Genomic DNA, 20,885 nt, shown 5'->3' with positions numbered 1-20,885 from the left:
AAAAAACTGTGTATCTTGTGTACTAGTATACATAGTACAGTCAGTGTTGTAAACATTTTTTTAAAGTTTTGCTAAAAAAAAGAAGGACGATAAAAAATCAAGATTTTGTAATTGGATGGAAAATAAGTTGAAACAAAGAAGTTCTTGGACACAAGAAAATGAAAAAATGAACCATTAAAGTAGTATAAAAATAAGCTATGAATAAAAGAAGAGCGAACTCCGTCTCTATTCACAGCTTATTTTTGTTAAGCAACTGCTAATTGCCCCTGCCAAGGTAGAATAATTATACCATATATAAAATAAAAAATGCCAAAAATCAGCGGTTTAAAGCTTTTTTAAAGGTGTCAAGAAAAAACTCTTTACAGGTGTAAGGAAATCTGGTAAACTAACATTTGTGATTAAGTTAATGGAGGTGTAATATATAAAATGTCAGTTAAAATTCGCTTAAAACGCATGGGTTCTAAAAAGAGTCCTTTTTACCGTATTGTAGTTGCAGATTCTCGTTCTCCTCGTGATGGACGTTTCATCGAAACTGTTGGAACATACAATCCTTTAAAAGATCCTGCAGAAGTAGTTTTAAAAGAAGATTTAGTTTTAGACTGGTTGTCTAAAGGCGCTCAGCCTTCAGATACAGTTCGTAACATCCTTTCAAAAGAAGGCGTTATGAAAAAACACCATGAAGCTAAACTTGAAAAGAAATAAGGTGACCGATGATGACAGATGTGAAAGAGTTAGTCTTAACTATCGTTCGCCCATTAGTCAGTCAACCTGAGCTAGTCAAGTTAGAAATAGAAGAATCTGATGTTTTTCTAGAATATAATTTGACAGTATCGCCTGAAGATATTGGTCGTATTATTGGTAAACAAGGACGAGTTGCTAAAGCGATTCGTACGATTGTTTACAGCGTACGTGTAGATGGACCAAAAAAAGTTCGTTTGAATATCATAGATGGTAAATAGCACAAAGCAAAACACCCGAATTTCGGGTGTTTTTTTATGTAGCTAGAGCAGTTTAAACAATCATTATAAAAGTTGATAGTTGTGTTGTTATAACTAAAAAATGAGAGCTAACTTAGTAATCCATAGGTTATTTCCTCGTTTTTCTTTATTGAGAATTTTTTCTAAATACATTAATTTCAAAAATAGATACAACAAATCTGATTTCTGTTTCATCATTCATTAGACTAAGTAGGTATCTTCTTCGTGGTGAATGAACTACTAATCAGCGTAAGCAGACTGCCATTCAAAAAAAGCACTACTGAAAATACCAAATTTAATCGTTATTTATCAATAAACTAACTATAGCCTATAAAATCTAAATTAATCAATAATAGTTCAGAAAAATCTATCAAATTATCATTTTTTTTAGATATATTCGTAATTATTGATAAAATAAAGAGAAAAAAGAGTGTAAAATAAAAGGATAGATAGTAAATAATGATAAATCGAAAATTATCGGCTGATTTTATGGACTAGTCTCACGAAAAAAAATTACTCAATTTTTCTTACTTTTCAGTTGAGACAAAACGAGTCCGCTATGTTTTTAAATTAAGGAGGGTTTATTTTGGTTAGAAAAAAAATTTATAAAAAACAACAGATTTTGAAAGCAGCGCGAGATATATTAATAGAAAAGGGTTTTTCTTTTATAACAGCGCGAAATGTAGCAGAGCATATGGGGATTTCAACACAACCTATTTATCTTGAATTTAAAAACATGGAAGAGTTGAAGCTGACTTTGTTAAAAACAACACATGAATTTTTGGAGACTGAATTCTTTTCTAAAAAACAAACGTCACACAATCTTGCTAATTTCGGTTTAAATTATATCGATTTAGCAAAATCAAATAATAAGTTGTATATTTCTTTGTTTGTAGACCAGCATTCATACGGTCAAGAATTAAGGCAATTGTCATTTGAGTTGTTTCAAAAATCTATTCAAGATGATGAAAAATATATAGATATCTCAAAAGAACAACTTGAAAAGCTGCATATGAAAATATGGATTGTTATGAGTGGAGTGGCGTCGTTAAGTATTTCAGGAATAATAAGCCAAACCAAAGATCAATTGATCTCAGTATTCAAGGCTATCGAACAAAATAGTGAGATAAGATAAACAAGTGCATAAATAACAGAAGCACCACCGAGAAATAAACGGTTCTATATAAAGGGATCTATGCCAAAAGGACTAAGCAGATTTCGTATATTTGACTGATTTTTTTTAGTTGTTTTGTTGCTAAAATAAGTTTATCAAATGAAATTTGGAGGAATTATTGTGAAAATAATCAAAACAATCGTTGTACTAGCCTTGCTTTTAGGAGCTATTCTCTTTGGAGCGAAACTATATACGAAAAATCAATCAGATGAGCTTTCCAGCATAATCGATCAGTTAAACCCATTAGTCGGTGAAGGGGAGGTCTATATCAAAACAAAAAAGGCAGACAGTATCAATAGCTATGGGATTACAACATACAAGCAATCAACATTTGATAAAGAGGGAAATAAAAGAGAGCTTACTTTCACAGCAGATCATGAATTGATAACTGATCGTTACTTGAAAATTTATAATAAAGGTGCACACGTGGAAACATATGAAGAAGTTTCTAAAGAGGTAGTTCCTGAAAAAGCCTTACAGCAATTGGCTAAGTAAAAAAAGACTACAACAAATATAATCTGAATCATAGAGTTGGACAAAAGAGGTGGTCGTTAATTGATCTACTTTTGTTCAGCTAAGGGTTAGATTATATTTAGTTAGTCTTTTTTTGTACTCAAGTTATTCAAATAGCCTGAGGTATAAAGTCAATTGTACATAAATCATTATAATGAAAATGGATAGTTGCTTGGATTTGTCCATCCTCAATCAATTTTTGAGCAGTATCTTTCACATCTTCTTGGTCAAATTGCTGGAAATTGATCACGTTTGCTACAAAATGAGGAGATTTCCGATTGGAAGCCTCAAGTATGAGCGTTTCGATTTGTGGATTAAACGTCATTCGCTTTCACCTCTTTTGTCAACAGTAACACTTTATTTTTAAATTGGATAGTCATTCATTGATATATGAGGATATGGAAAGAGTTTCTTTCACAATTGTATTTCTGCTGAATTTACTCGTAATAAGAATAAGCTTGATAATTTTTTAATATAACTAATTTTTTGTTTGATTGTTCAGCTAATGTTTGCAATTCAAACAAATTCTTCTTTTCAAAAGGATGATTCCAGGTAAACATCCTTTTAAGTATACGAAGAGAAAGTTTATAATGAGCATTTTCTCGATTTAAGAGTTGCTTTATGTAACGACTAAGAATACGATACATGCGGATGTGATAAGCAAGTAGTAATAAAAAATAATATCTGTATCATCCATAGCTGCTTTGTAGATTCTTCTTCGGAATACCGTTGGTCCCCAGTAGGTTGTCGATTCCAGATAAGGTTACCTAATTCATAATAGGGAGTCTTTTTTTACGGCTACTCTTTTAGCAAAAGTTGTTTTCCCACTAGCGACAGGACCAGCAATCATTATTTTTTTCATACTTAACCTCCAAATCTTAAGAAAAAAGAATGGTAATAAATCACCATTCTTTTATATGTTTATTTTTTGGCTTCTTTTAAAATATTGATTTTTTCGATTTTAATCTCTTTTTTTGGTTTGTCTTGTTCATCAGTTTCAGTTTCAGCGATTTTATCTACAACGTCCATGCCCTTAATCACTTGACCGAAAACAGTATGTTTGCCATCTAAGAAAGGAGTTCCGCCTTTTTTATAAGTGTCAATGATTTTATCTGGGTAATCGTCTTTTAGCAGTCCATCTGAAACATTTTGGTCATTTTGAACAATAAAGAACTGGCTGCCATTTGTACCGTTACCTTTATCATCTGTACCAGCATTAGCCATAGATAAAGCACCACGAATGTTGTACAATTGATTAGAAATTTCATCATCAAATGGTTTATCCCAAATACTTTCGCCACCAGTACCATCACCTTTAGGATCGCCACCTTGAACCATGAAATCCTTGATAACACGGTGGAAAGTAACATTGTCATAATAACCATCTTTTGCATGGGTCATAAAGTTTTCGACCGTTTTTGGTGCTTGTTTTGGAAATAATTTGATTTCAATATTTCCTTCTGTTGTGACCATTTCAACTAGGTCTTCATCTTCGCTGACCTCATCGGATAGTTGTGGCAGCTCTAGTGAATTTAAATCAACAGATTCAGATGATTTAGTTTCAGTTGAAGAAGTAGCAGAAGAGTCCGCAGTTTTTTTCTCATTTTTAGGTCCACATGCTGCAAATAATACTAGTGATGTTAAAAGTGCAGTTGCAGCAATGAATTTTTTGGTTTTCATAAAGTTAAGTCTTCCTCTCAAATCAAAAATAGTTACACCTTATCATAACAAATCCTTTTTAGAACTGCTAGTTAAAAAAGAAAATTTTTAAGATTTTCAAAAGGTGTAGACCACTTTTTCTTATTCTGCTATAATGAAAATGGATACATTATAATCAATACAAATCTTGGGAGGCACTAAATAATGGGAAAATTAGGTATTTCTATTTATCCAGAACGTTCAACTTTTGAAAAGGACAAAGCATATTTAGATTTAGCACACAAGTACGGATTTAAACGTGTTTTTACAAGTTTACTTCAAATTACGGAAGATAAAGAAAAAGTATTAGCAGCGTTTAAAAAAGTTGTTGATTATGCCAATAGCCTTGAAATGGAAGTTATGGTCGACATTAATCCTGCCTTATTTGAACAATTAGAAATCTCTTATGATGACTTATCTTTTTTTTATGAGATGGGTGCTTATGGCGTGCGTTTAGATATTGGGTTTACTGGCGCAGAAGAAGCAAAAATGACGCGCAATCCATACGGTATCAAAATCGAAATCAATATGAGTACAGGAACAAGCTATGTAGACAATATCATGAGCTACTCACCAAATACAGATAATTTATTAGGTTCACATAATTTTTATCCGCATCGTTATTCTGGTTTAGGCTATGACCATTTTGTTTTTTGTTCTGAAAAATTCAGAAAATATAATTTAAATACAATGGCATTTGTGAATTCACACGATGCAACATTTGGACCTTGGCCGACTCAAGATGGTCTATGTTCATTGGAAGACCATCGTGATCTAGAAATCGCCACTCAAGTGAAACATCTTGTTTTAACTGGCTTGATTGATGATATCTTAGTCGGGAATGCCTATGCATCAGAAGCTGAGTTAAAAGCGATGGCAGAGGCATTCAATGCGGAATATCCGGCGATTAAAGTCGATGTTGCACAAGATATTACTGATGATGAAAGAGAAGTCTTGTTCACAAGCCTTCACAGTTATCGAGGAGACCGTTCGGAATATATTTTACGTTCAACGATGACACGAATTCACTTTAAAGATCGTGCCTTTAATGCTCATAACACAAAAGATATGACAAAAGGTGATGTTTTGATTGATAACGTTGGTTACGGTCAGTATAAAGGAGAAACACAAATTGCCTTAAAGGAAATGAAAAACGACGGACGAGTGAATGTTGTGGGGCGTATTTCTGATGATGAATTATTCTTGTTAGATTTCTTAAAACCTTGGTCTAGTTTTAAATTAATAGAAAATAATAAATAAAATTAAAAGAAGATCAAACCAAAGTGAGCTAAAATTTTGGTTTGATCTTCTTTCTTAACATTTTTCCAAAAAATAATTTAGAACGATTACTTTTTCGATAATAGAAAGAAATGAGAGGGCATTCATGGAAAAGGAACAGAGCATTTTATTAGCAAAGCTTCAAGGTATTGCACAAACAGGAAGAAAATATGGAAAAGACATTTATGATCAAGAACGCTATGAAGAACTTTCACAAATAACAAAACAACTGATGAGTATACTATATCCTAATTTATCTGATCAAGATTTAACTATTTTAGTTGACAAAGATGAAGGATATGCAACGCCGAAAGTAGATATTCGAGCAGTTGTTTTTAATCAAGAAGAAAAATTGCTGCTTGTAAAAGAAAAAAGTGATAACTGCTGGTCTTTACCTGGCGGATGGGCTGATATTGGTTATTCACCAAAAGAGATTGCGGAAAAAGAAACGCTAGAAGAAGCGGGAATACCAGTAAAAGCCCAACATTTAATTGCTGTATTGGACAAGGCAAAGCATGATTTCCCTCCTGCATTGACCTATGTTTATAAATTTTTCATTCGATGTGAACCGCAAAATGAAAAGGTAAAAACAGGTGTTGAAACGAATGATGTAGGTTGGTTTTCACTAAAAGAAATCTATTTGCTGTCCCTCTCTAAAGAACGAAATATCATTGGAAATTTCGAGATGATTTTTGCTGATAATCAGAACAAAAAAAATATCATGATCTGTGATTGATATTGCGAAAATTCCAATAAAACATTATACTATTTAAGAGTTTGAAAAAAGTGAGCATCATTTTTCTTTTTAAATAAATAATAACTTTATTAATGGTGCTTTTAAATAGGGAGTAAATTGGATGAATCGTATAGTAAAAGTTTTGATAGCTATAATAATTTTAGTTATAATCATATTAATCGGAGCAGGGATGTATTTTTATAATTATGCCGTTGTTCCTTCAAAAAAAGATTTTCTAGCTGGAGATACACCCGGAACAGATATCAAAGAAAAAACTTCCGAAGAAAAATGGTTCAAAGACAAAAATAACCGTTCATATTGGGAGTTGACCTCCAATGATGGATTAACGTTAAAAGCAATTTATTTACCTGCAAATGAAAAAACAGATAAAAATGTAATTATGGCTCATGGTTATATGGGCAATGCTGAAACAATGGCCAGTTTTGCTAAGATGTATCATGACTGGGGGTATAATGTTTTAGTCCCAGATGCTCGGGGACATGGTGAAAGTGAAGGTGATTACATTGGGTTTGGCTGGCCAGAGCGAAAAGATTACCTTCAATGGATCGATAAAATGATCACTGAAAATGGACAAGATACACAAATTACGTTATACGGTATTAGTATGGGTGGCGCTACAGTTATGATGACCAGTGGTGAAAAGTTACCGAAGAATGTCAAAGCAATTGTTGAAGATTGCGGTTATTCCAGCGTAAATGAAGAATTGGCGTATCAATTAAAAGATATGTTTAACTTACCAGCGTTCCCGTTAGTTCCAGTTACAAGTTTAATCACTAAAATTCGTGCTGGTTATTTCTTTGGGGAAGCAAGTTCAGTTGCACAATTGAAAAAAAATAAAGTACCAATGTTGTTTATCCACGGTGATGCTGATAAATTTGTGCCTTTTGAAATGTTAGATGAAGTATACAATGCAACGGATGCTCCAAAAGAAAAATTTGTTGTAAAAGGCGCAGAACATGCTCAAGCTTATAACATTGACTCTGAGACTTATAAGAAACAGGTTGAAAGCTTTTTAACAAAATATGTAGATTAACAATTATCGTCACCTAGTTTGCTCAGCTGGTGACGATTTTTTTGAAATAACAATCCATTTAAACACTACTCTTGCTAAAATCACTATACATCGGCTAGAATTCTTTGATATGATAATAAAAAGAAATGAGGTAAAATAGATGGAAGAACAGATTATTGACTATCTGCATTACTTACAAATAGAGCGGGGGCTTTCTCTTAATACAAGAAAAAGCTACGAACGGGACTTATATAAATATTCCGCTTTTCTAAAAGAGCAAAAGATAGACACTTGGCAGCTGATTGACCGTTACATAATTATGGAATATTTACAAACATTGCACAATGAGAACAACTCATCTGCTACCATTATTCGAATGATTTCAAGTCTCAGAGGTTTTCATCAGTTTTTAAGACAAGAACGCTTGACAGATCATGATCCAATGCAGCACATCGATTCACCTAAAAAGGCACAAAAACTGCCCAATACTTTGTCAGTTGAAGAAGTTACTTCTTTGATCGAAACGCCAGATACAACCAAACCTTTGGGGGTAAGAAATCGAACAATCTTAGAAGTCATGTATGCAACGGGATTGCGAGTGAGCGAGTTAGTAGACTTAAAAATAGGTGATTTACATCTTTCGATGGGGTTATTACAAACTATCGGTAAAGGAGATAAAGAACGGATTATTCCTTTAGGTGATTATGCGATTCAATGGATCGAAAAATATTTGGAAGAAGCCCGTCCCATATTGATTAAAAAAAATCAAAACGAAACACATTTATTTGTAAACCACCACGGGAATCCATTGTCACGACAGGGAGTATGGAAAAATCTAAAACAAATTGTGCAAGACGCTGGAATTAAGAAGACGATTACGCCGCATACATTGCGTCACAGCTTTGCGACACATCTATTAGAAAATGGTGCGGATTTAAGAATCGTACAAGAACTACTAGGACATGCAGATATTTCTACAACTCAAATCTATACTCATATTACAAAACAACGAATGGCAGATGTTTACAAACAGCACTTCCCAAGAGCCTAACCAATAAAGAAGAAAGAAGGTGGGATTATGTTAACTTACTATCGAAAAGAACAACGGAAAATTGCGATGGGGCTATTAAGCTTTCATCAAAAATTAACTGAAAACTATGCACTGCTAAAAGAAATAGACATGTATGAAACAGAAAATAACTTGCATCTACTGTTTTGGACGCCCGCTGGAGGACAAAATATTCAGGGAATTGTAGGAATCGAAATAGAAACGTCAGAGGCGATGATTTTACATGATATATCGATCAATCCATCTTTTAGAGGCGAGAAGCTCGGATTTGACATGTTAAATGAAGTTGCCCTACTGTATCCTGAAACTAAAATTTATGGCACACCAGCCACATCTACATATTTATCTAAGTGGAAAGAACACAACGCTTGAATTTTATGGTAAACTAAAGCGTTGAAAAAGAAAGTTGGATGATCTTGCAGGAAATTAATGTAAAATTAGATGTATTTGAAGGCCCACTGGATCTTCTATTACATTTGATTCAAAAGTTGGAAATCGACATTTATGACATTCCAATCGCTGCCGTAACGGAACAGTATATGAACTATATCCATACAATGAAAACATTGGAATTAGAGATTGCTGGAGAATATTTGGTGATGGCAGCAACATTGATGGCAATCAAAAGTAAGATGCTTTTGCCCAAACAAGAGTTGGAAATGACAGAAGACGATGAAATCCTTGATGGAGAAGATCCACGCGATGCGCTAGTTGCACAATTATTAGAATATCGTAAATTTAAATATGCAGCAGGCCTGTTGCATGAAAAAGAATCTGAAAGAAGTCTTTATTATACGAAAGAGCCTATGGACATCGATGAATACAAAGAAGACAATCCTTTATTAGAACCCAATCAATTGAATACGATTGATCTTTTTCTCGCTTTTCATGCGATGTTAGAAAAGAAAAAAAGTCGTCAGCCAGTCGAAACGACTGTTACTGGAGATGACGTATCAATCGAAGAAAAGATTGCAGCGATTAGTCAAAAAATGCGTCAGATCGATCGAAATACACCGATAAATTTTGACTCTTTTTTTACTTCATATTCTAAACCAGAAGTTGTGACGACCTTTATGGCATTGTTGGAATTGATGAAAAAAGGGGTCGTTCATGTAGAACAAGAGGATAATTATAGTACTATTTTACTCTATAATACGTCCGAAGAGATTGAATCAAGTACGGAGGAAACAGCGTGACAACAGTAAGTCAAATCGAAGCGATTCTATTTGTTGTTGGCGAAGAAGGAATTGGATTAGAAGAACTATCTTATTTATTAGAGTTATCTACCGCCAAAACATACGAAGCCGTGACCGCTTTAAAAGAACGCTATGAAGCAGATAAACAAGCAGCATTAAATATTTTAGAAGTCGGCAATCACTTTATATTGTCTACTAAAAAAGCCTTTGCCCCACTATTAAAAAAATATGCACAATCTCCTATCTCAAATGCTTTATCGCAAGCAGCACTCGAAACATTATCGATTGTTGCTTATAAACAGCCAATTTCTAGAGTTGAAGTAGATGAGATTAGAGGCGTTCAATCGGCAGGCTCCATGCAAAAACTGGTTGCCCGTCAATTGATTGAAGAAAAGGGACGGGTAGACGGTCCTGGTCGAGCAATTTTATATGGGACTACGGCTTATTTCATGGATTATTTTGGATTGAGATCCTTAGAAGAGTTGCCAGATATTCACCAAATGGAAGAAGAAATCGCTGAAGAGTTACCTTTAGACCTCTTTTTCGACCGTTACAAAGAATTAAATGAAGAAGAACTATCAACGGACACAAACGAATCGGAGGAAGAAAACTAAATGGAAAGACTTCAAAAAGTAATTGCGCATGCAGGAATTGCATCACGTAGAAAAGCAGAAGAATACATCGTCAATGGGCGTGTAAAAGTAAATGGAAAAATTATTAGAGAACTAGGAACACAAGTAGGGAAAAACGACAAAGTTGAAGTAGATGATGTGCCAATTTACAAAGAAGAATATGGCTATTATCTTTTCTACAAGCCAAAAGGCGTTATTTCAGCTGTTTCTGATGATAAAGGCAGAAAAGTTGTTACAGATTTTTTCTCTCACATCAAAGAACGAATTTACCCAGTTGGAAGATTAGATTATGACACATCTGGATTGTTGCTACTAACGAACGATGGGGAATTTTCTCAAAAATTGACGCACCCAAGTCATGAAATTGATAAAGTTTATGTAGCAAAAGTAAAAGGATTAGCTAAAAAACATGATTTACTTCCACTGACTAAGGGAATGAAAATTGAAGGCTATAAAACTGCACCAGCTGCTTTTGAAATTATCTCTGTTGACCTTAAAACAAATACAAGCATAGTTGAATTGACAATTCATGAAGGGCGTAACCACCAAGTGAAAAAAATGCTTCAGGCAGTAGGCTATCCAGTCCAAAAATTAAAAAGAGAAAAATACGGTGATTTAACCTTAAAAGGACTACGTCCAGGTGAATACCGTAACTTAAATAAAAAAGAAATTAGTGTTTTAATGAACCAATCAAAATAGTTTATTTAGAAATATGAACCATAACTAGATTTAGTTTTGGCTCATATTTTTTAGTGATAACAAGTGTTTATCAATAGTACATATGTGAGGTGTTGAACATAAATATTGCTTTTTTCTAAAAAGGTTGTATACTATAAATGTACAAAAAATTAATAAAGGTTCGTCTTCAGGGGCAGGGTGAAATTCCCGACCGGTGGTTATAGTCCACGACCTACTTCATTTGAAGTAGCTGAATTGGTGAAATTCCAATACCGACAGTAAAGTCTGGATAAAGAAGATAGGGCTTATTTGAATTGGCATTTTTCAGATAAGATAACTCTACTCTATTTTCCCTGCTGGAAAATAGAGTTTTTGCTGTGAAACACTGCGACTGGCCAAAGGACAGAGCAGATGTTGAACAGTACTTGGCGAGCAAAGCGAGAGAAGTTTCCTTCGAACTGAAACACTACACTTCATTTCAATCGCATCAATCTCTAAGAGCTAAAGTTCTAAGAATTGAAGGACTGCGACTTGCTTTTCTAGAGCAGATGTTGAACAGTACTTGGCGAGTAAAGCTAGAAATTTACTTCGTGTTGAAACACCATACTTAACCAAAACTAAATATGAGTGAATCTCTTTTAAAACGAAATAATGTAGCACGCTCGATAACTGCAAAGAAATGGTTGACAAAGCAGGAAATAACTTAGCAGTACATAGTGACACACATCTTATCGTTCGACCAAGCAACACCTCACAGCAAACCAAGAGCAATCAATGAAAAAGCCAATTTAGAAAAGTTCGTTTGAAGATGGGTCCTTAAACAGGAGGATTTCATATGCGAAACAACAAGGTACAAAAAATGGTAAGTGTAGCAATGTTAGCAGCGATAGGCGTGGTTTTACAGTTTGTGGCGTTTCCAATCATGCCTGCTTTTGGTTTCTTGAAAATTGATTTTAGCGACATACCAGTTATGATCGGCATGTTCTTATTTGGGCCGTTAGCTGGTATTAGTACAGCTTTTATACGATCCGTATTACATCTATTTATGACAGGAGCATCTCCACAAAATCTGGTAGGAGACGCAGCTAGTTTTTTTGCAACAACAGTTTTCACTTTACCGATGTATTATTTTTTCAAACGAGGAAGCGACAAGCTATCAACTAAAATTCTAGGTATTTCAACTGGAATAATCGCTTTAACTCTTTTCATGGGCATAGCAAATTACTTTGTGATTACACCACTTTATTTAAAACTATTTGGTGTATCAGCAGGACAATTTTTAGGAATGTCATTAGCAAAGTATGTGACGATTGGGATTATCCCATTTAACTTGATCAAAGGCGCAATTGTAAGTGCTGTTTTTCTAATACTTCATGCAAAGCTTTTGCCATGGCTTTCTAGAAAACAATATCAGTTGGGCAATAAAAAAACAATAATCAAGTAAAATACGTATATAAACAGAAAAACATAGAGTAGAACGTCTCGTTTTACTTTATGTTTTTTGTGGATAAGACAAAACATTCTAGCTACATCAAGATTTCTGATAAAATAGTTAAGAATGAGAGGGGAAATAAAATGAAAAAATGGCAAAAGCGACTACTATGGTTTATCGGAGTACTTGTAACACTAATTTTAGTGGCGTTGTTCTACATAAAAACAATAACCTATACACCTACGACGATGGCTTTGGAGGCTTCTCAGAAAGCAACCGACAAAAATAATGCATTATTTTTTAAAGGGGAGCAAGAAAAACCAGCACTTATTTTTTATCAAGGAGCCTTGGTTGAAAGTGCCAGTTATAGTATTTGGGCTGAAAAAGTAGCCGAAGCTGGGTTTTCAGTATATCTAGTGAAAGAACCGTTAAATCTCGCTGTGTTAGGGAAAAATAAGGCGGAGCAAATTATTCAATCTAATCACTTAACCAATTATGTAATCGGTGGACATTCATTAGGAGGTGTTATGGCTAGTCGTTTTGCCGCTGAAAACAAGCGTCAAAACGAATTGAAAGGAGTATTTTTTCTAGCAAGTTATCCTGATGAAAAAGGAAGTTTAGTAAAATTTAATGGTCAAGTTCTTTCAGTTACAGGATCTGAAGATGGTGTTTTGAACTGGCAAGCTTACGATCAATCAAAAAAATACTTACCCAAACAAACTATTTTTGATGAAATCAACGGGGGAAACCATGCTGGATTTGGTAGTTATGGTGAACAAAAAGGGGACAAATCAGCTCTAATTAATAATGAAGAACAACAAGAAGACGTTGCCAAACAGCTGATTGATTGGCTAAATACGATCAAATAAATAGTAAAAGGAGAGAATACAGTTTTATAACAAGTATTTTCTCCCTTTTTATTGAGTAAAAAAACTATCTAGTATTTTTCATTATTTATCTATGATCTCTATTGCACGAACAGGACATTTGCGGTACGCTATTAAGACATTGTCTCGTTGGTTTTCAGTAACAAATTCTTGATTGGCTTCGCTGTTATTTTTTAAAACAACGATTCCTTCATTAGTATAATCAAAAATTTCTGGCGCATAGACTTGGCATAAACCGCAAGCAATGCATTTTTCAGGAATTATTTTACATAACATGTGAGCACATCCTATTCTATCATTGAAAGAGGTGAAAATATGGAACCTTCTTTTATTTTAGCTTTATTTCAACACGGATACAAGGTGCGGACTTCAACTTTGTATCATCTTTTAAAAGGCAAACGAACAAGTTCTGTATTGATCTATGGCTTTTTATATGAAAATTTACGTTTTTTCCAGTTATATCCAGAATTAACCGAAAAACAATATGACGATATACTAGATAGTTTAGCTAAACAAAAGTTATTACGACGAACAGCAGATGGCGAGGTTCAAATAACGGATATTGGTAAACAAGCAATCACTTATAGCAGTGACCATTTTTTTTGGATCGATAATTATCGCTTTGGTAGAACGGATGACAACATTTGGCGATTGCTACAATTTACGGTGCAAGTTGTCTCAAATTTATCTTATACTAACAAAAACTATGTTCCGCTTGAGCAATCTCCATTGTATCAAAAACAAGTAAAAACATATATAAAATCAATGCCAAAAGACCAATTAGTTAAAACAGTAAAAACAGAGTGGACTAAAATTTTTTCTCATTTAACGAAAGATGAAGCAAACTTTTTCGCTCAACAATTCTCAGGCTATCAGAAAATCGGTAAGACTACTTTTCAACTGATCCAAAATCACGCTAACGCATCTGAACAATTTTTGTTCAAAAAAGAAAAACTTCATCATTTATTAGCTACGATTTGTCTGATGCCAGAAGCTAGTTTTTTGAAAAATTTGGTTGATCCTTTAGTTAAACAAAATGAAAATAAAAGTATGAGCCAAACAAATAATTATTTAAAAACACCATTTTTAATAGAAGAATTAGCCTTGCTGCGAAGAGTCAAGACAAGCACAATTAAAGATCATCTTATAGAGATAGCTTTAACGAAGGAGTTTCCTTTTGAACGATATATATCCGAAAAAACTTGTCATCAATTGCAGAATTTTTCAAGACCTTATCAAGATTGGGAATTTCGTTTAATCAAAGAAAACTATTCAGAACTTGACTATTTTGAGTTTCGTTTATACCAAATTCAAAAACTTAGAAAAGAAAGAGAATTCAGCTGATGACAATTAATTTAGAACAAATATTACATGAAAGATTTGGTTTTGACACGTTTAAACCTGGGCAAAGAGAAGTGATCGAGCAGCTACTAAAAAAACAAGATACATTAGCTATTTTACCTACAGGAACTGGAAAATCCTTATGTTATCAATTGGTCGGGCAATTAATCGAGGGTACAGTAATCATTGTTTCACCACTGCTATCATTAATGGAAGATCAAGTACTTCAACTTCAGAAGAAAGGTGAAGCAAGTGTGATTGCGTTAAATAGTAGTTTAACTTATTTAGAAAAACAATATGTATTAAATCATCTAGGTGACTACAAATTTATTTTGATTAGCCCTGAAACATTAACTCAAAAAGAAGTTCGAAAAAGATTAGCTAGGTTAACTATTGCATTATTTGTAGTAGATGAAGCTCATTGCGTTTCCCAATGGGGTGTTGATTTTAGACCGGAATATACCAAGTTAGTTAAGATTCAAGCTGAATGCAACTACCCGTTAACCTTAGCCTTGACGGCTACAGCTACCCCGGCTGTAAAAAAAGAAATTATTAACCAAGTATTTTCCCATCACAAAATGATTTCAGAAGTGATCTTTTCTGTGAATCGGCCAAATATAGGTTTAATCGTTAATCAAACAACTGAAAAAAAGAATATATTGATTTCTTATTTGACTCAACTGAAAAATAAAGGGATTATTTATTGTGCAACGAGAAAAACAACCGAAAAATTAAACCAATTGATCGTTGAACAGACTAATTTGAAGTCTGCATTTTATCATGGAGGCTTGACAGCCAATGAACGTAGTTTGCTACAACAACAGTTTGTATCGAATCAATTAGATATTTTATGTGCGACAAATGCTTTTGGTATGGGAATCGATAAACCCGATGTACGATTCGTGATTCACTATGATTGTCCAGATAGTTTAGAAAATTATGTTCAAGAAATTGGCAGAGCTGGTCGTGATGGGAAGGCTAGTGTTGCCATTTTACTCTATCAAAAAGGGGACGAATCCATTCATTATTTTTTTCAATCGGAAAGTCGAATTGCTCGAGGACTTTTAAATAAATTAGTTACACACCAATTAGAAAATCAAGAAAATATCTTACCTATGTTAAATGAAATCCAGCAAAAATGGCTGAAAGGATATTTAGAGAAAGAATATACAATTGAGGAGTTAGAGCAAAGATTATTAAGAAAAGAGAAAGAACGACAACAACAATTAAATGGTATGTTAAACTATATCAAAGTAGAAAACTGCCGTCGTGTATTCATTCAGCAATATTTTTCAGAAAAATGTACAGAAAAAATACAAGAAAATTGTTGTGATCGATGTGGCTTATCCTTTGACAATTACAAAGGGCAAATAGTACAATCACCAGAAGAAAACGAAATCTCCGAACAGTGGGAGGACATTTTGATAAGATTATTTAAAGAATGAGAATAATCTTTTTTTAGACTGCGGTTGACAAAAAGCTGTGGTATAATAGCAAACGAGAGAATTTTAGGAGGAACGATACGTGAGTAAAAAAGATAAGAAAAAAGCAACAGGTGCACGTGAACCTTGGGAGCAGTCAATCTATGACACGGATAAGAATACTGGTGGATCCCGCTCTGAGAAGCGTCAACAAAAAAAAGGTAACACGGTCTTTCTAACAATTTTAGTTGTTTTATTACTATTGATTATTTCTTTGCCAGTCGGAACTTATCTTTATGTGATGAGAGATAAATCTGATGATAAAAAAGCTAGCCAACCATCATCCTCTGTAGTTGTTCAGTCATCAACGAAGAACAGCTCGACAGCTTCAAGTGAAGTGTCATCCTCTTCTACAGTAACTGCTGAAAGTAGTGTTTCACAAGAAACTACGCCGACTAGTGCAGTTGAAGAAGGAGCTGGTTACACAGAAGTATTGAATGGAGAAGGACCAAATCAAGTTGCAGCAAGAAACGGCATAACAACTGATGAGTTATTACAATTGAATGGTTTAAGTGTAGATTCTGTTTTACAACCTGGCCAATCTTTACGAGTTAAATAATAAAAAGAGTAACGTTTGAGATAGCTATCTGCTCTATCTCAAACGTTACTCTTTAAGGGTCTGAAACAAAGCATACCATGTTTTGTACCAGACTCTTTTACTATGTGATAAACAAAGGAGTTTTATTATGAAAAAGATAAGCATTGCAATTGACGGACCAGCATCTTCTGGGAAAAGCACAGTGGCTAAAATTTTAGCCAAAAAAATGAATTATATTTATTGCGATACAGGAGCAATGTATCGAGCGTTGACCTATTTAGCGATCAAAAAGAATATCGATTTTGAGAATGAAACAGGGTTAGTCGAACTATCTCTTAACCACACAATTTCGTTCAAACAAACTGAAAAAGAACAACTGGTATTTGTTGATGACATCGAAGTAACAGAAGAGATCAGACAACCGAATGTGACGAACGCTGTTTCGATCGTCGCAAAACATGGTGCTGTTCGAAGGAAAATGGTGGAGCTTCAGCAAATAATTGGTCGTGCTGGCGGTGTAGTTATGGATGGAAGAGACATAGGAACAGCTGTGCTGCCAGATGCACAAGTTAAAATCTTCTTAGTTGCGAGTGTTGAAGAACGTGCTGAGAGGCGCTTTAAGGAAAATCAAGAAAAAGGAATTACAACTGACTTTGACACTTTGAAAAAAGAAATAGAGCATCGGGATTATCTGGATTCCACAAGAGAAGTGTCTCCTTTAAAACAAGCAGCTGATGCAGTGAAAATCGATACAACTGGAATGAACGTAGAAGAAGTTGTCAATGCGATCGAAGAGGTTATCATAGCGAAAAGATAAAATTTCATATTCTGTAACAAAATAGCTACAAAGAAAGTATGACTGCGTAAAAGTGATACTTTCTTTGTCTTAAAGAAAGAAAAGTTCTTCTTATCTCAAAGAAAAAAAAAAAATGAGCGAAATCGCTTTATTTTTTCAGCAAAATCCCGTACTATTAAAGGAGTAGGTCAGTTTTTACGAATTTTTTGGTGGCATAGGAGGATAAGTATTCATGACAGAAGAGAAAAAAGTGGAAATCAGCAATGAAACAATGGAAGATGCAATGAACAGTTTCCTTGAAGTGAATGTGGGCGACATCGTGAAAGGTGAAGTACTTGCAGTCGAGGACAAACAAGTAATTGTTGGTATTGAAGGTGCTGGGGTTGAAGGTGTAGTGCCAGCAAAAGAATTATCTACAACACAAGTAGAAGATATTAATGAGTTAGTAAGTGTTGGTGATATCTTAGATTTAGTAGTTATCACATCAATCGGCAAAGATAAAGAAAACGGTAGTTATTTACTTTCTAAACGTCGTTTGGATGCCAAAAAAGTTTGGGAAGAAATTGAACAAGATTTCCAAGCTGGAAAAATTATTGAAGCGCCAGTTACGAATGTCGTAAAAGGTGGTTTAGTAGTTGATGTTGGTGTCCGTGGATTTGTTCCAGCTTCGATGGTAGAAGATCATTTTGTTGATGATTTTTCGGAATACAAAGGTCAAACATTAACATTCAAAATCATCGAGATCGAGCCGTCAGAAAATCGTTTAATTTTATCTCATAAAGCTGTTGTTGCAGCCGAGAAAAATTCTAAGAAAAAAGATATCTTAGCAACCCTTCATGATGGCGATATCGTTGAAGGAAAAGTTGCTCGTTTAACTGATTTTGGTGCGTTTATTGATTTGGGCGGTATCGATGGATTAGTGCACGTTTCTGAAATTGCACATCAGCACGTTGGTAAACCAAGTGATGTGTTATCCGTAGGAGATGATGTAAAGGTTAAGATCCTTTCGATCAATCCAGATGAAGAACGTGTTTCTCTGTCTATAAAAGAAACATTAGCTGGACCTTGGGAAGATATTGAAAACAAAGCTGCTGTAAGCTCAGTTCTTGATGGAACTGTCAAACGTTTAACTAGTTTTGGTGCATTTGTTGAAGTATTTCCAGGTGTTGAAGGTTTAGTTCATATTTCTCAAATTTCACACAAACATATTGCAACGCCTCATGAAGTATTACAAGAAGGTGAAACAGTTCAAGTCAAAGTATTGGAAGTTAATCCAGAAGAACACCGCATTGCATTGAGTATCAAAGCTTTAGAAGCAAAACCTGAATCACAAGAAGAACCAAAAGATGTTCAAGACTATGAGTTGCCAGAAGAAAATATTGGTTTCACAATGGGTGATATTTTAGGTGAGGCGTTAAAAGCTCAAGATTCTGATTCAGAATAAGTTTAGTGGCTCTTTGTCAGCTAAATGTTGGTGAAGAAAATTCAAAGAATTAAATCGAATAGCTATGAATCGAAGCGTAGAGGGAAATTCCCTCTACGCTTTTTTTTGATTTAGTTCAAATATTCCTGTATTTCATTTTATATAAAATAAAAAAACGATATAAAGTTCTTTTTTAAATAACTTTAGTTATTGTTATTATTCTATATGTTTGGTAAAATTTTTATAGAAGCAAATAGTATATAAGGAGCAAATGCATGTTTTTAACCAGTGAATATCTAGAAAAAAAACAAAAGTACACCACACTTAAAACAGAATTATCGACTGCAGTAACCGAACACTCTTCCTATTTAGATCAATTGGAGACAACACGATCTTCTGCCGAAGGAAAGTTTACGAGCGTCTCAACTGCAGACGGAATCCCAAATCAAGATACGTTGAATAAAGTAAGCGAGCTGCTAGAAGAACTACAGTCACTTAGTAAAAAAATAAAAAGTCGAAATGACAGTATCTCAGACGGTGTCACCACAGCAGAAACAAAAGCGCAACACTATGGAGATCTTTATATAGCAGAGAAAAAGCGTGAGGACGAGTATCATCAAGAAATAGCGAGACAAACACAAGAAAAGATACGGAAACAACAAGAAGCGCTTAAAAATAATGAAATTATCCCAAGATAGTTAGGGTGAGGAGGCAATACACGAATGAGCAATATCGAGATAAAATCAGACGGTCTTTCTGAAGGAATCCGTAGTGCATCAAAAGCAAAAAGTGCAATGCGTGCTTCACTGGATGTAGCGAAAGCTCTTGTTTCCAGCAGCAGTGGCTATGATCAGACATGGACAGGTGAATCGAAAGATAGCTATTTGATGTATTTAGGCATCGTCAAACAATACCATGAAGACTTAGCGAAATGCGTGAAGAGTTATAAAAAAGCGGTCACAGAACTACAAAAGGATATTGCTTCGTTTGATTCGTCGAAAATGGGCGAAATACGAGGGATTTAGGAGGCAACGATGACGATTTTTTCTGAAGAAGAGCTAGTAGTATTAGCCGATATGGTGGGACAAGTGGAACTATTTGGTGTGCCGCAACTAACGACCTATCGATTCAATCACACGACAGTCGTTCCGAAAGGCATCGAGCGTTTGGAAAAGAAAGAGCTGTTAGCAGAAGGCAAACTAACCAAAAAAGGCTATTTGGTTGCTTCATTGATGGAACGCTATGGGCAATCGGAAACCTATATCTGTTTAGATAAAACGTACTATGTCGCAACAGGTGAGCAAGCGATCGTTTTGAAAAGAGAAGAAGAAGGCTATCAATTAACGATTCAAGAACCAGAAACCCTTTTAGGACAATGGCTTGTGGAGTATTCGATTTTGCGTAGAGAAGGGACAGAAGAAGAAAAAGAATTTCGTTCAAGACGAGCGCAACTAACCTTAGAAGAGTTACAGAAACAAGGCATCGATGCCGCAGTCGTTCTAGGAAGCATTCAGAAGCAAGTGAAGAACTTGGCTAAAGCTGAATACGCTTTGTTAGTGTCTCAAGGGACGTTGTATCGATTGGACCATGAACAATTAAAAAGAGTCAGTCAGTTTTGGGTCAATAAATGGCTAGTTGACCAATTAAAAATTCCTTATGAAGGACCAAAAGATAAAACGGAAGGGCTGGTGAATTGGTTTGGCAGATAAAATTACAGTAGATCCTGGTGAGTTATCCGATATTACAAGTAAGATTCAAAGCGTTGTTAGCGAATTAGAATCATCCTACAGTTCCTTACAAACTATTACAGGAAGTGAGTATTATGTGGAAGGAATGGCGCAAGGACAAGTCGCACTGTTCAATGTTGTAACAGCTCGCATGGAAGAATTGATTTCCCATTATGCTCGATTAGGAGAGTATGTGACCTATGCAGGAGAAACCTTTGTGGAGCTGGATCAATCAGTTAGCAGTGATATAAAGTCAAAGGAGAAATAATAGTCAGT

General features: G+C 34.6%; 26 protein-coding genes and 1 riboswitch. Of the genes, 23 read left to right on the top strand and 3 right to left on the bottom strand.

What is annotated here, in order from left to right; translation table 11 throughout:
- The first annotated feature begins 426 nt into the window (after positions 1 to 426).
- The 4 genes from rpsP (at position 427) to AC4BBR_RS08525 (ending at position 2,646) form a co-directional block, all read left to right on the top strand.
- On the top strand, positions 427 to 702 hold the full coding sequence (rpsP, locus tag AC4BBR_RS08540; RefSeq protein ID WP_010761445.1) for a 30S ribosomal protein S16: 276 nt from the start codon (positions 427 to 429) through the stop codon (positions 700 to 702).
- Positions 703 to 713: 11 nt separating this feature from the next.
- Positions 714 to 959: a KH domain-containing protein gene (locus AC4BBR_RS08535; RefSeq protein WP_490459157.1), complete on the top strand. Its 246-nt coding sequence runs from the start codon at positions 714 to 716 to the stop codon at positions 957 to 959.
- Between the two features lie 604 nt (positions 960 to 1,563).
- Entirely contained in the window at positions 1,564 to 2,112 is a 549-nt protein-coding gene (locus AC4BBR_RS08530) for a TetR/AcrR family transcriptional regulator (protein ID WP_490459156.1), read from the top strand.
- A gap of 159 nt (positions 2,113 to 2,271) precedes the next feature.
- Positions 2,272 to 2,646 (top strand): YxeA family protein, encoded by a 375-nt coding sequence (locus AC4BBR_RS08525; protein ID WP_490459155.1) that lies wholly within the window; start codon positions 2,272 to 2,274, stop codon positions 2,644 to 2,646.
- 127 nt (positions 2,647 to 2,773) lie between these two features.
- Here the strand turns inward: AC4BBR_RS08525 and AC4BBR_RS08520 are convergent, their stop codons facing one another.
- Together AC4BBR_RS08520 and AC4BBR_RS08515 are read right to left on the bottom strand one after the other, a co-directional pair.
- A complete protein-coding gene (locus AC4BBR_RS08520; RefSeq protein WP_490459154.1) occupies positions 2,774 to 2,989 on the bottom strand; it encodes a hypothetical protein in 216 nt (71 codons plus the stop codon).
- A gap of 596 nt (positions 2,990 to 3,585) precedes the next feature.
- Positions 3,586 to 4,344, bottom strand: a complete 759-nt coding sequence (locus AC4BBR_RS08515) for a peptidylprolyl isomerase (protein WP_490459153.1) — start codon at positions 4,342 to 4,344, stop codon at positions 3,586 to 3,588.
- A gap of 183 nt (positions 4,345 to 4,527) precedes the next feature.
- On the opposite strand from AC4BBR_RS08515, the gene AC4BBR_RS08510 reads away from it, so the two are divergent.
- The 10 genes from AC4BBR_RS08510 to AC4BBR_RS08465 all read left to right on the top strand — a co-directional run bounded on the left by AC4BBR_RS08510 (position 4,528) and on the right by AC4BBR_RS08465 (position 13,285).
- Positions 4,528 to 5,622, top strand: a complete 1,095-nt coding sequence (locus AC4BBR_RS08510; protein WP_490459152.1) for a DUF871 domain-containing protein — start codon at positions 4,528 to 4,530, stop codon at positions 5,620 to 5,622.
- 124 nt (positions 5,623 to 5,746) lie between these two features.
- Positions 5,747 to 6,376: an NUDIX hydrolase N-terminal domain-containing protein gene (locus AC4BBR_RS08505; protein ID WP_490459151.1), complete on the top strand. Its 630-nt coding sequence runs from the start codon at positions 5,747 to 5,749 to the stop codon at positions 6,374 to 6,376.
- Between the two features lie 121 nt (positions 6,377 to 6,497).
- The gene (locus tag AC4BBR_RS08500) at positions 6,498 to 7,430 is read left to right on the top strand and encodes an alpha/beta hydrolase (protein ID WP_490459150.1); all 933 of its coding nucleotides are present in this window, start codon (positions 6,498 to 6,500) and stop codon (positions 7,428 to 7,430) included.
- 139 nt (positions 7,431 to 7,569) lie between these two features.
- Positions 7,570 to 8,460 carry a site-specific tyrosine recombinase XerD gene (xerD, locus tag AC4BBR_RS08495; protein ID WP_490459149.1) on the top strand — a complete coding sequence of 297 codons (891 nt, stop codon included), beginning with the start codon at positions 7,570 to 7,572 and terminating at the stop codon, positions 8,458 to 8,460.
- A 27-nt stretch (positions 8,461 to 8,487) separates the two neighbouring features.
- Positions 8,488 to 8,850: an N-acetyltransferase gene (locus tag AC4BBR_RS08490; protein ID WP_490459148.1), complete on the top strand. Its 363-nt coding sequence runs from the start codon at positions 8,488 to 8,490 to the stop codon at positions 8,848 to 8,850.
- Positions 8,851 to 8,894: 44 nt separating this feature from the next.
- Positions 8,895 to 9,674, top strand: coding sequence for a segregation/condensation protein A (locus tag AC4BBR_RS08485; protein ID WP_490462092.1), 780 nt, complete (start codon positions 8,895 to 8,897; stop codon positions 9,672 to 9,674).
- Positions 9,671 to 10,288 carry an SMC-Scp complex subunit ScpB gene (scpB, locus tag AC4BBR_RS08480; RefSeq protein WP_490459147.1) on the top strand — a complete coding sequence of 206 codons (618 nt, stop codon included), beginning with the start codon at positions 9,671 to 9,673 and terminating at the stop codon, positions 10,286 to 10,288. Before AC4BBR_RS08485 ends, scpB begins: the two co-directional genes overlap by 4 nt.
- Positions 10,289 to 11,005 carry a pseudouridine synthase gene (locus AC4BBR_RS08475; RefSeq protein WP_010761429.1) on the top strand — a complete coding sequence of 239 codons (717 nt, stop codon included), beginning with the start codon at positions 10,289 to 10,291 and terminating at the stop codon, positions 11,003 to 11,005.
- A 158-nt stretch (positions 11,006 to 11,163) separates the two neighbouring features.
- Positions 11,164 to 11,288: riboswitch (FMN riboswitch) on the top strand.
- A 531-nt stretch (positions 11,289 to 11,819) separates the two neighbouring features.
- Entirely contained in the window at positions 11,820 to 12,428 is a 609-nt protein-coding gene (locus tag AC4BBR_RS08470) for an ECF transporter S component (protein WP_490459146.1), read from the top strand.
- Between the two features lie 131 nt (positions 12,429 to 12,559).
- Positions 12,560 to 13,285 (top strand): alpha/beta hydrolase, encoded by a 726-nt coding sequence (locus tag AC4BBR_RS08465; protein ID WP_490459145.1) that lies wholly within the window; start codon positions 12,560 to 12,562, stop codon positions 13,283 to 13,285.
- A gap of 81 nt (positions 13,286 to 13,366) precedes the next feature.
- Here the strand turns inward: AC4BBR_RS08465 and AC4BBR_RS08460 are convergent, their stop codons facing one another.
- Positions 13,367 to 13,579: a ferredoxin gene (locus AC4BBR_RS08460; protein ID WP_490459144.1), complete on the bottom strand. Its 213-nt coding sequence runs from the start codon at positions 13,577 to 13,579 to the stop codon at positions 13,367 to 13,369.
- A gap of 39 nt (positions 13,580 to 13,618) precedes the next feature.
- Here AC4BBR_RS08460 and AC4BBR_RS08455 point away from each other — a divergent pair, with 39 nt between their 5' ends.
- From AC4BBR_RS08455 to AC4BBR_RS08415, 9 genes are all read left to right on the top strand, one after another.
- Positions 13,619 to 14,647, top strand: a complete 1,029-nt coding sequence (locus tag AC4BBR_RS08455; protein WP_490459143.1) for a YpbB family protein — start codon at positions 13,619 to 13,621, stop codon at positions 14,645 to 14,647.
- Positions 14,647 to 16,089, top strand: a complete 1,443-nt coding sequence (locus AC4BBR_RS08450) for a RecQ family ATP-dependent DNA helicase (protein ID WP_490459142.1) — start codon at positions 14,647 to 14,649, stop codon at positions 16,087 to 16,089. The genes AC4BBR_RS08455 and AC4BBR_RS08450 overlap by 1 nt, the downstream gene beginning before the upstream one ends.
- A gap of 79 nt (positions 16,090 to 16,168) precedes the next feature.
- On the top strand, positions 16,169 to 16,684 hold the full coding sequence (locus AC4BBR_RS08445; RefSeq protein ID WP_490459141.1) for an SAG1386/EF1546 family surface-associated protein: 516 nt from the start codon (positions 16,169 to 16,171) through the stop codon (positions 16,682 to 16,684).
- Between the two features lie 127 nt (positions 16,685 to 16,811).
- Positions 16,812 to 17,480, top strand: coding sequence for a (d)CMP kinase (gene cmk, locus AC4BBR_RS08440; RefSeq protein WP_490459140.1), 669 nt, complete (start codon positions 16,812 to 16,814; stop codon positions 17,478 to 17,480).
- Positions 17,481 to 17,691: 211 nt separating this feature from the next.
- Entirely contained in the window at positions 17,692 to 18,903 is a 1,212-nt protein-coding gene (gene rpsA, locus AC4BBR_RS08435) for a 30S ribosomal protein S1 (RefSeq protein WP_490459139.1), read from the top strand.
- Between the two features lie 254 nt (positions 18,904 to 19,157).
- Positions 19,158 to 19,580 carry a hypothetical protein gene (locus AC4BBR_RS08430; protein WP_490459138.1) on the top strand — a complete coding sequence of 141 codons (423 nt, stop codon included), beginning with the start codon at positions 19,158 to 19,160 and terminating at the stop codon, positions 19,578 to 19,580.
- A 24-nt stretch (positions 19,581 to 19,604) separates the two neighbouring features.
- On the top strand, positions 19,605 to 19,907 hold the full coding sequence (locus AC4BBR_RS08425) for a hypothetical protein (RefSeq protein ID WP_490459137.1): 303 nt from the start codon (positions 19,605 to 19,607) through the stop codon (positions 19,905 to 19,907).
- A gap of 9 nt (positions 19,908 to 19,916) precedes the next feature.
- The gene (locus AC4BBR_RS08420; protein ID WP_490459136.1) at positions 19,917 to 20,591 is read left to right on the top strand and encodes a DUF5081 family protein; all 675 of its coding nucleotides are present in this window, start codon (positions 19,917 to 19,919) and stop codon (positions 20,589 to 20,591) included.
- The gene (locus tag AC4BBR_RS08415; protein WP_490459135.1) at positions 20,581 to 20,877 is read left to right on the top strand and encodes a hypothetical protein; all 297 of its coding nucleotides are present in this window, start codon (positions 20,581 to 20,583) and stop codon (positions 20,875 to 20,877) included. The genes AC4BBR_RS08420 and AC4BBR_RS08415 overlap by 11 nt, the downstream gene beginning before the upstream one ends.
- The last annotated feature ends 8 nt before the right edge of the window (positions 20,878 to 20,885 follow it).

This window comes from Enterococcus sp. AMC1251 (genome assembly GCF_058216535.1).
Note: the sequence above shows the minus strand (reverse complement) of the source record. Positions and strands in the feature narration are given on the sequence as shown.

What these genes read in the sequence shown, in the direction of transcription:
- AC4BBR_RS08500 (WP_490459150.1), top strand. Translation starts at nt 6,498, where the DNA reads ATGAATCGTATAGTAAAAGTTTTGATAGCTATAATAATTTTAGTTATA.
- AC4BBR_RS08425 (WP_490459137.1), top strand. Translation starts at nt 19,605, where the DNA reads ATGAGCAATATCGAGATAAAATCAGACGGTCTTTCTGAAGGAATCCGT.
- AC4BBR_RS08505 (WP_490459151.1), top strand. Translation starts at nt 5,747, where the DNA reads ATGGAAAAGGAACAGAGCATTTTATTAGCAAAGCTTCAAGGTATTGCA.
- AC4BBR_RS08455 (WP_490459143.1), top strand. Translation starts at nt 13,619, where the DNA reads ATGGAACCTTCTTTTATTTTAGCTTTATTTCAACACGGATACAAGGTG.
- AC4BBR_RS08490 (WP_490459148.1), top strand. Translation starts at nt 8,488, where the DNA reads ATGTTAACTTACTATCGAAAAGAACAACGGAAAATTGCGATGGGGCTA.
- AC4BBR_RS08470 (WP_490459146.1), top strand. Translation starts at nt 11,820, where the DNA reads ATGCGAAACAACAAGGTACAAAAAATGGTAAGTGTAGCAATGTTAGCA.
- xerD (WP_490459149.1), top strand. Translation starts at nt 7,570, where the DNA reads ATGGAAGAACAGATTATTGACTATCTGCATTACTTACAAATAGAGCGG.
- AC4BBR_RS08450 (WP_490459142.1), top strand. Translation starts at nt 14,647, where the DNA reads ATGACAATTAATTTAGAACAAATATTACATGAAAGATTTGGTTTTGAC.
- AC4BBR_RS08460 (WP_490459144.1), bottom strand. Translation starts at nt 13,579, where the DNA reads ATGTTATGTAAAATAATTCCTGAAAAATGCATTGCTTGCGGTTTATGC.
- AC4BBR_RS08430 (WP_490459138.1), top strand. Translation starts at nt 19,158, where the DNA reads ATGTTTTTAACCAGTGAATATCTAGAAAAAAAACAAAAGTACACCACA.
- AC4BBR_RS08520 (WP_490459154.1), bottom strand. Translation starts at nt 2,989, where the DNA reads ATGACGTTTAATCCACAAATCGAAACGCTCATACTTGAGGCTTCCAAT.
- AC4BBR_RS08535 (WP_490459157.1), top strand. Translation starts at nt 714, where the DNA reads ATGACAGATGTGAAAGAGTTAGTCTTAACTATCGTTCGCCCATTAGTC.
- AC4BBR_RS08465 (WP_490459145.1), top strand. Translation starts at nt 12,560, where the DNA reads ATGAAAAAATGGCAAAAGCGACTACTATGGTTTATCGGAGTACTTGTA.
- rpsA (WP_490459139.1), top strand. Translation starts at nt 17,692, where the DNA reads ATGACAGAAGAGAAAAAAGTGGAAATCAGCAATGAAACAATGGAAGAT.
- rpsP (WP_010761445.1), top strand. Translation starts at nt 427, where the DNA reads ATGTCAGTTAAAATTCGCTTAAAACGCATGGGTTCTAAAAAGAGTCCT.
- AC4BBR_RS08515 (WP_490459153.1), bottom strand. Translation starts at nt 4,344, where the DNA reads ATGAAAACCAAAAAATTCATTGCTGCAACTGCACTTTTAACATCACTA.
- AC4BBR_RS08510 (WP_490459152.1), top strand. Translation starts at nt 4,528, where the DNA reads ATGGGAAAATTAGGTATTTCTATTTATCCAGAACGTTCAACTTTTGAA.
- AC4BBR_RS08420 (WP_490459136.1), top strand. Translation starts at nt 19,917, where the DNA reads ATGACGATTTTTTCTGAAGAAGAGCTAGTAGTATTAGCCGATATGGTG.
- cmk (WP_490459140.1), top strand. Translation starts at nt 16,812, where the DNA reads ATGAAAAAGATAAGCATTGCAATTGACGGACCAGCATCTTCTGGGAAA.
- AC4BBR_RS08475 (WP_010761429.1), top strand. Translation starts at nt 10,289, where the DNA reads ATGGAAAGACTTCAAAAAGTAATTGCGCATGCAGGAATTGCATCACGT.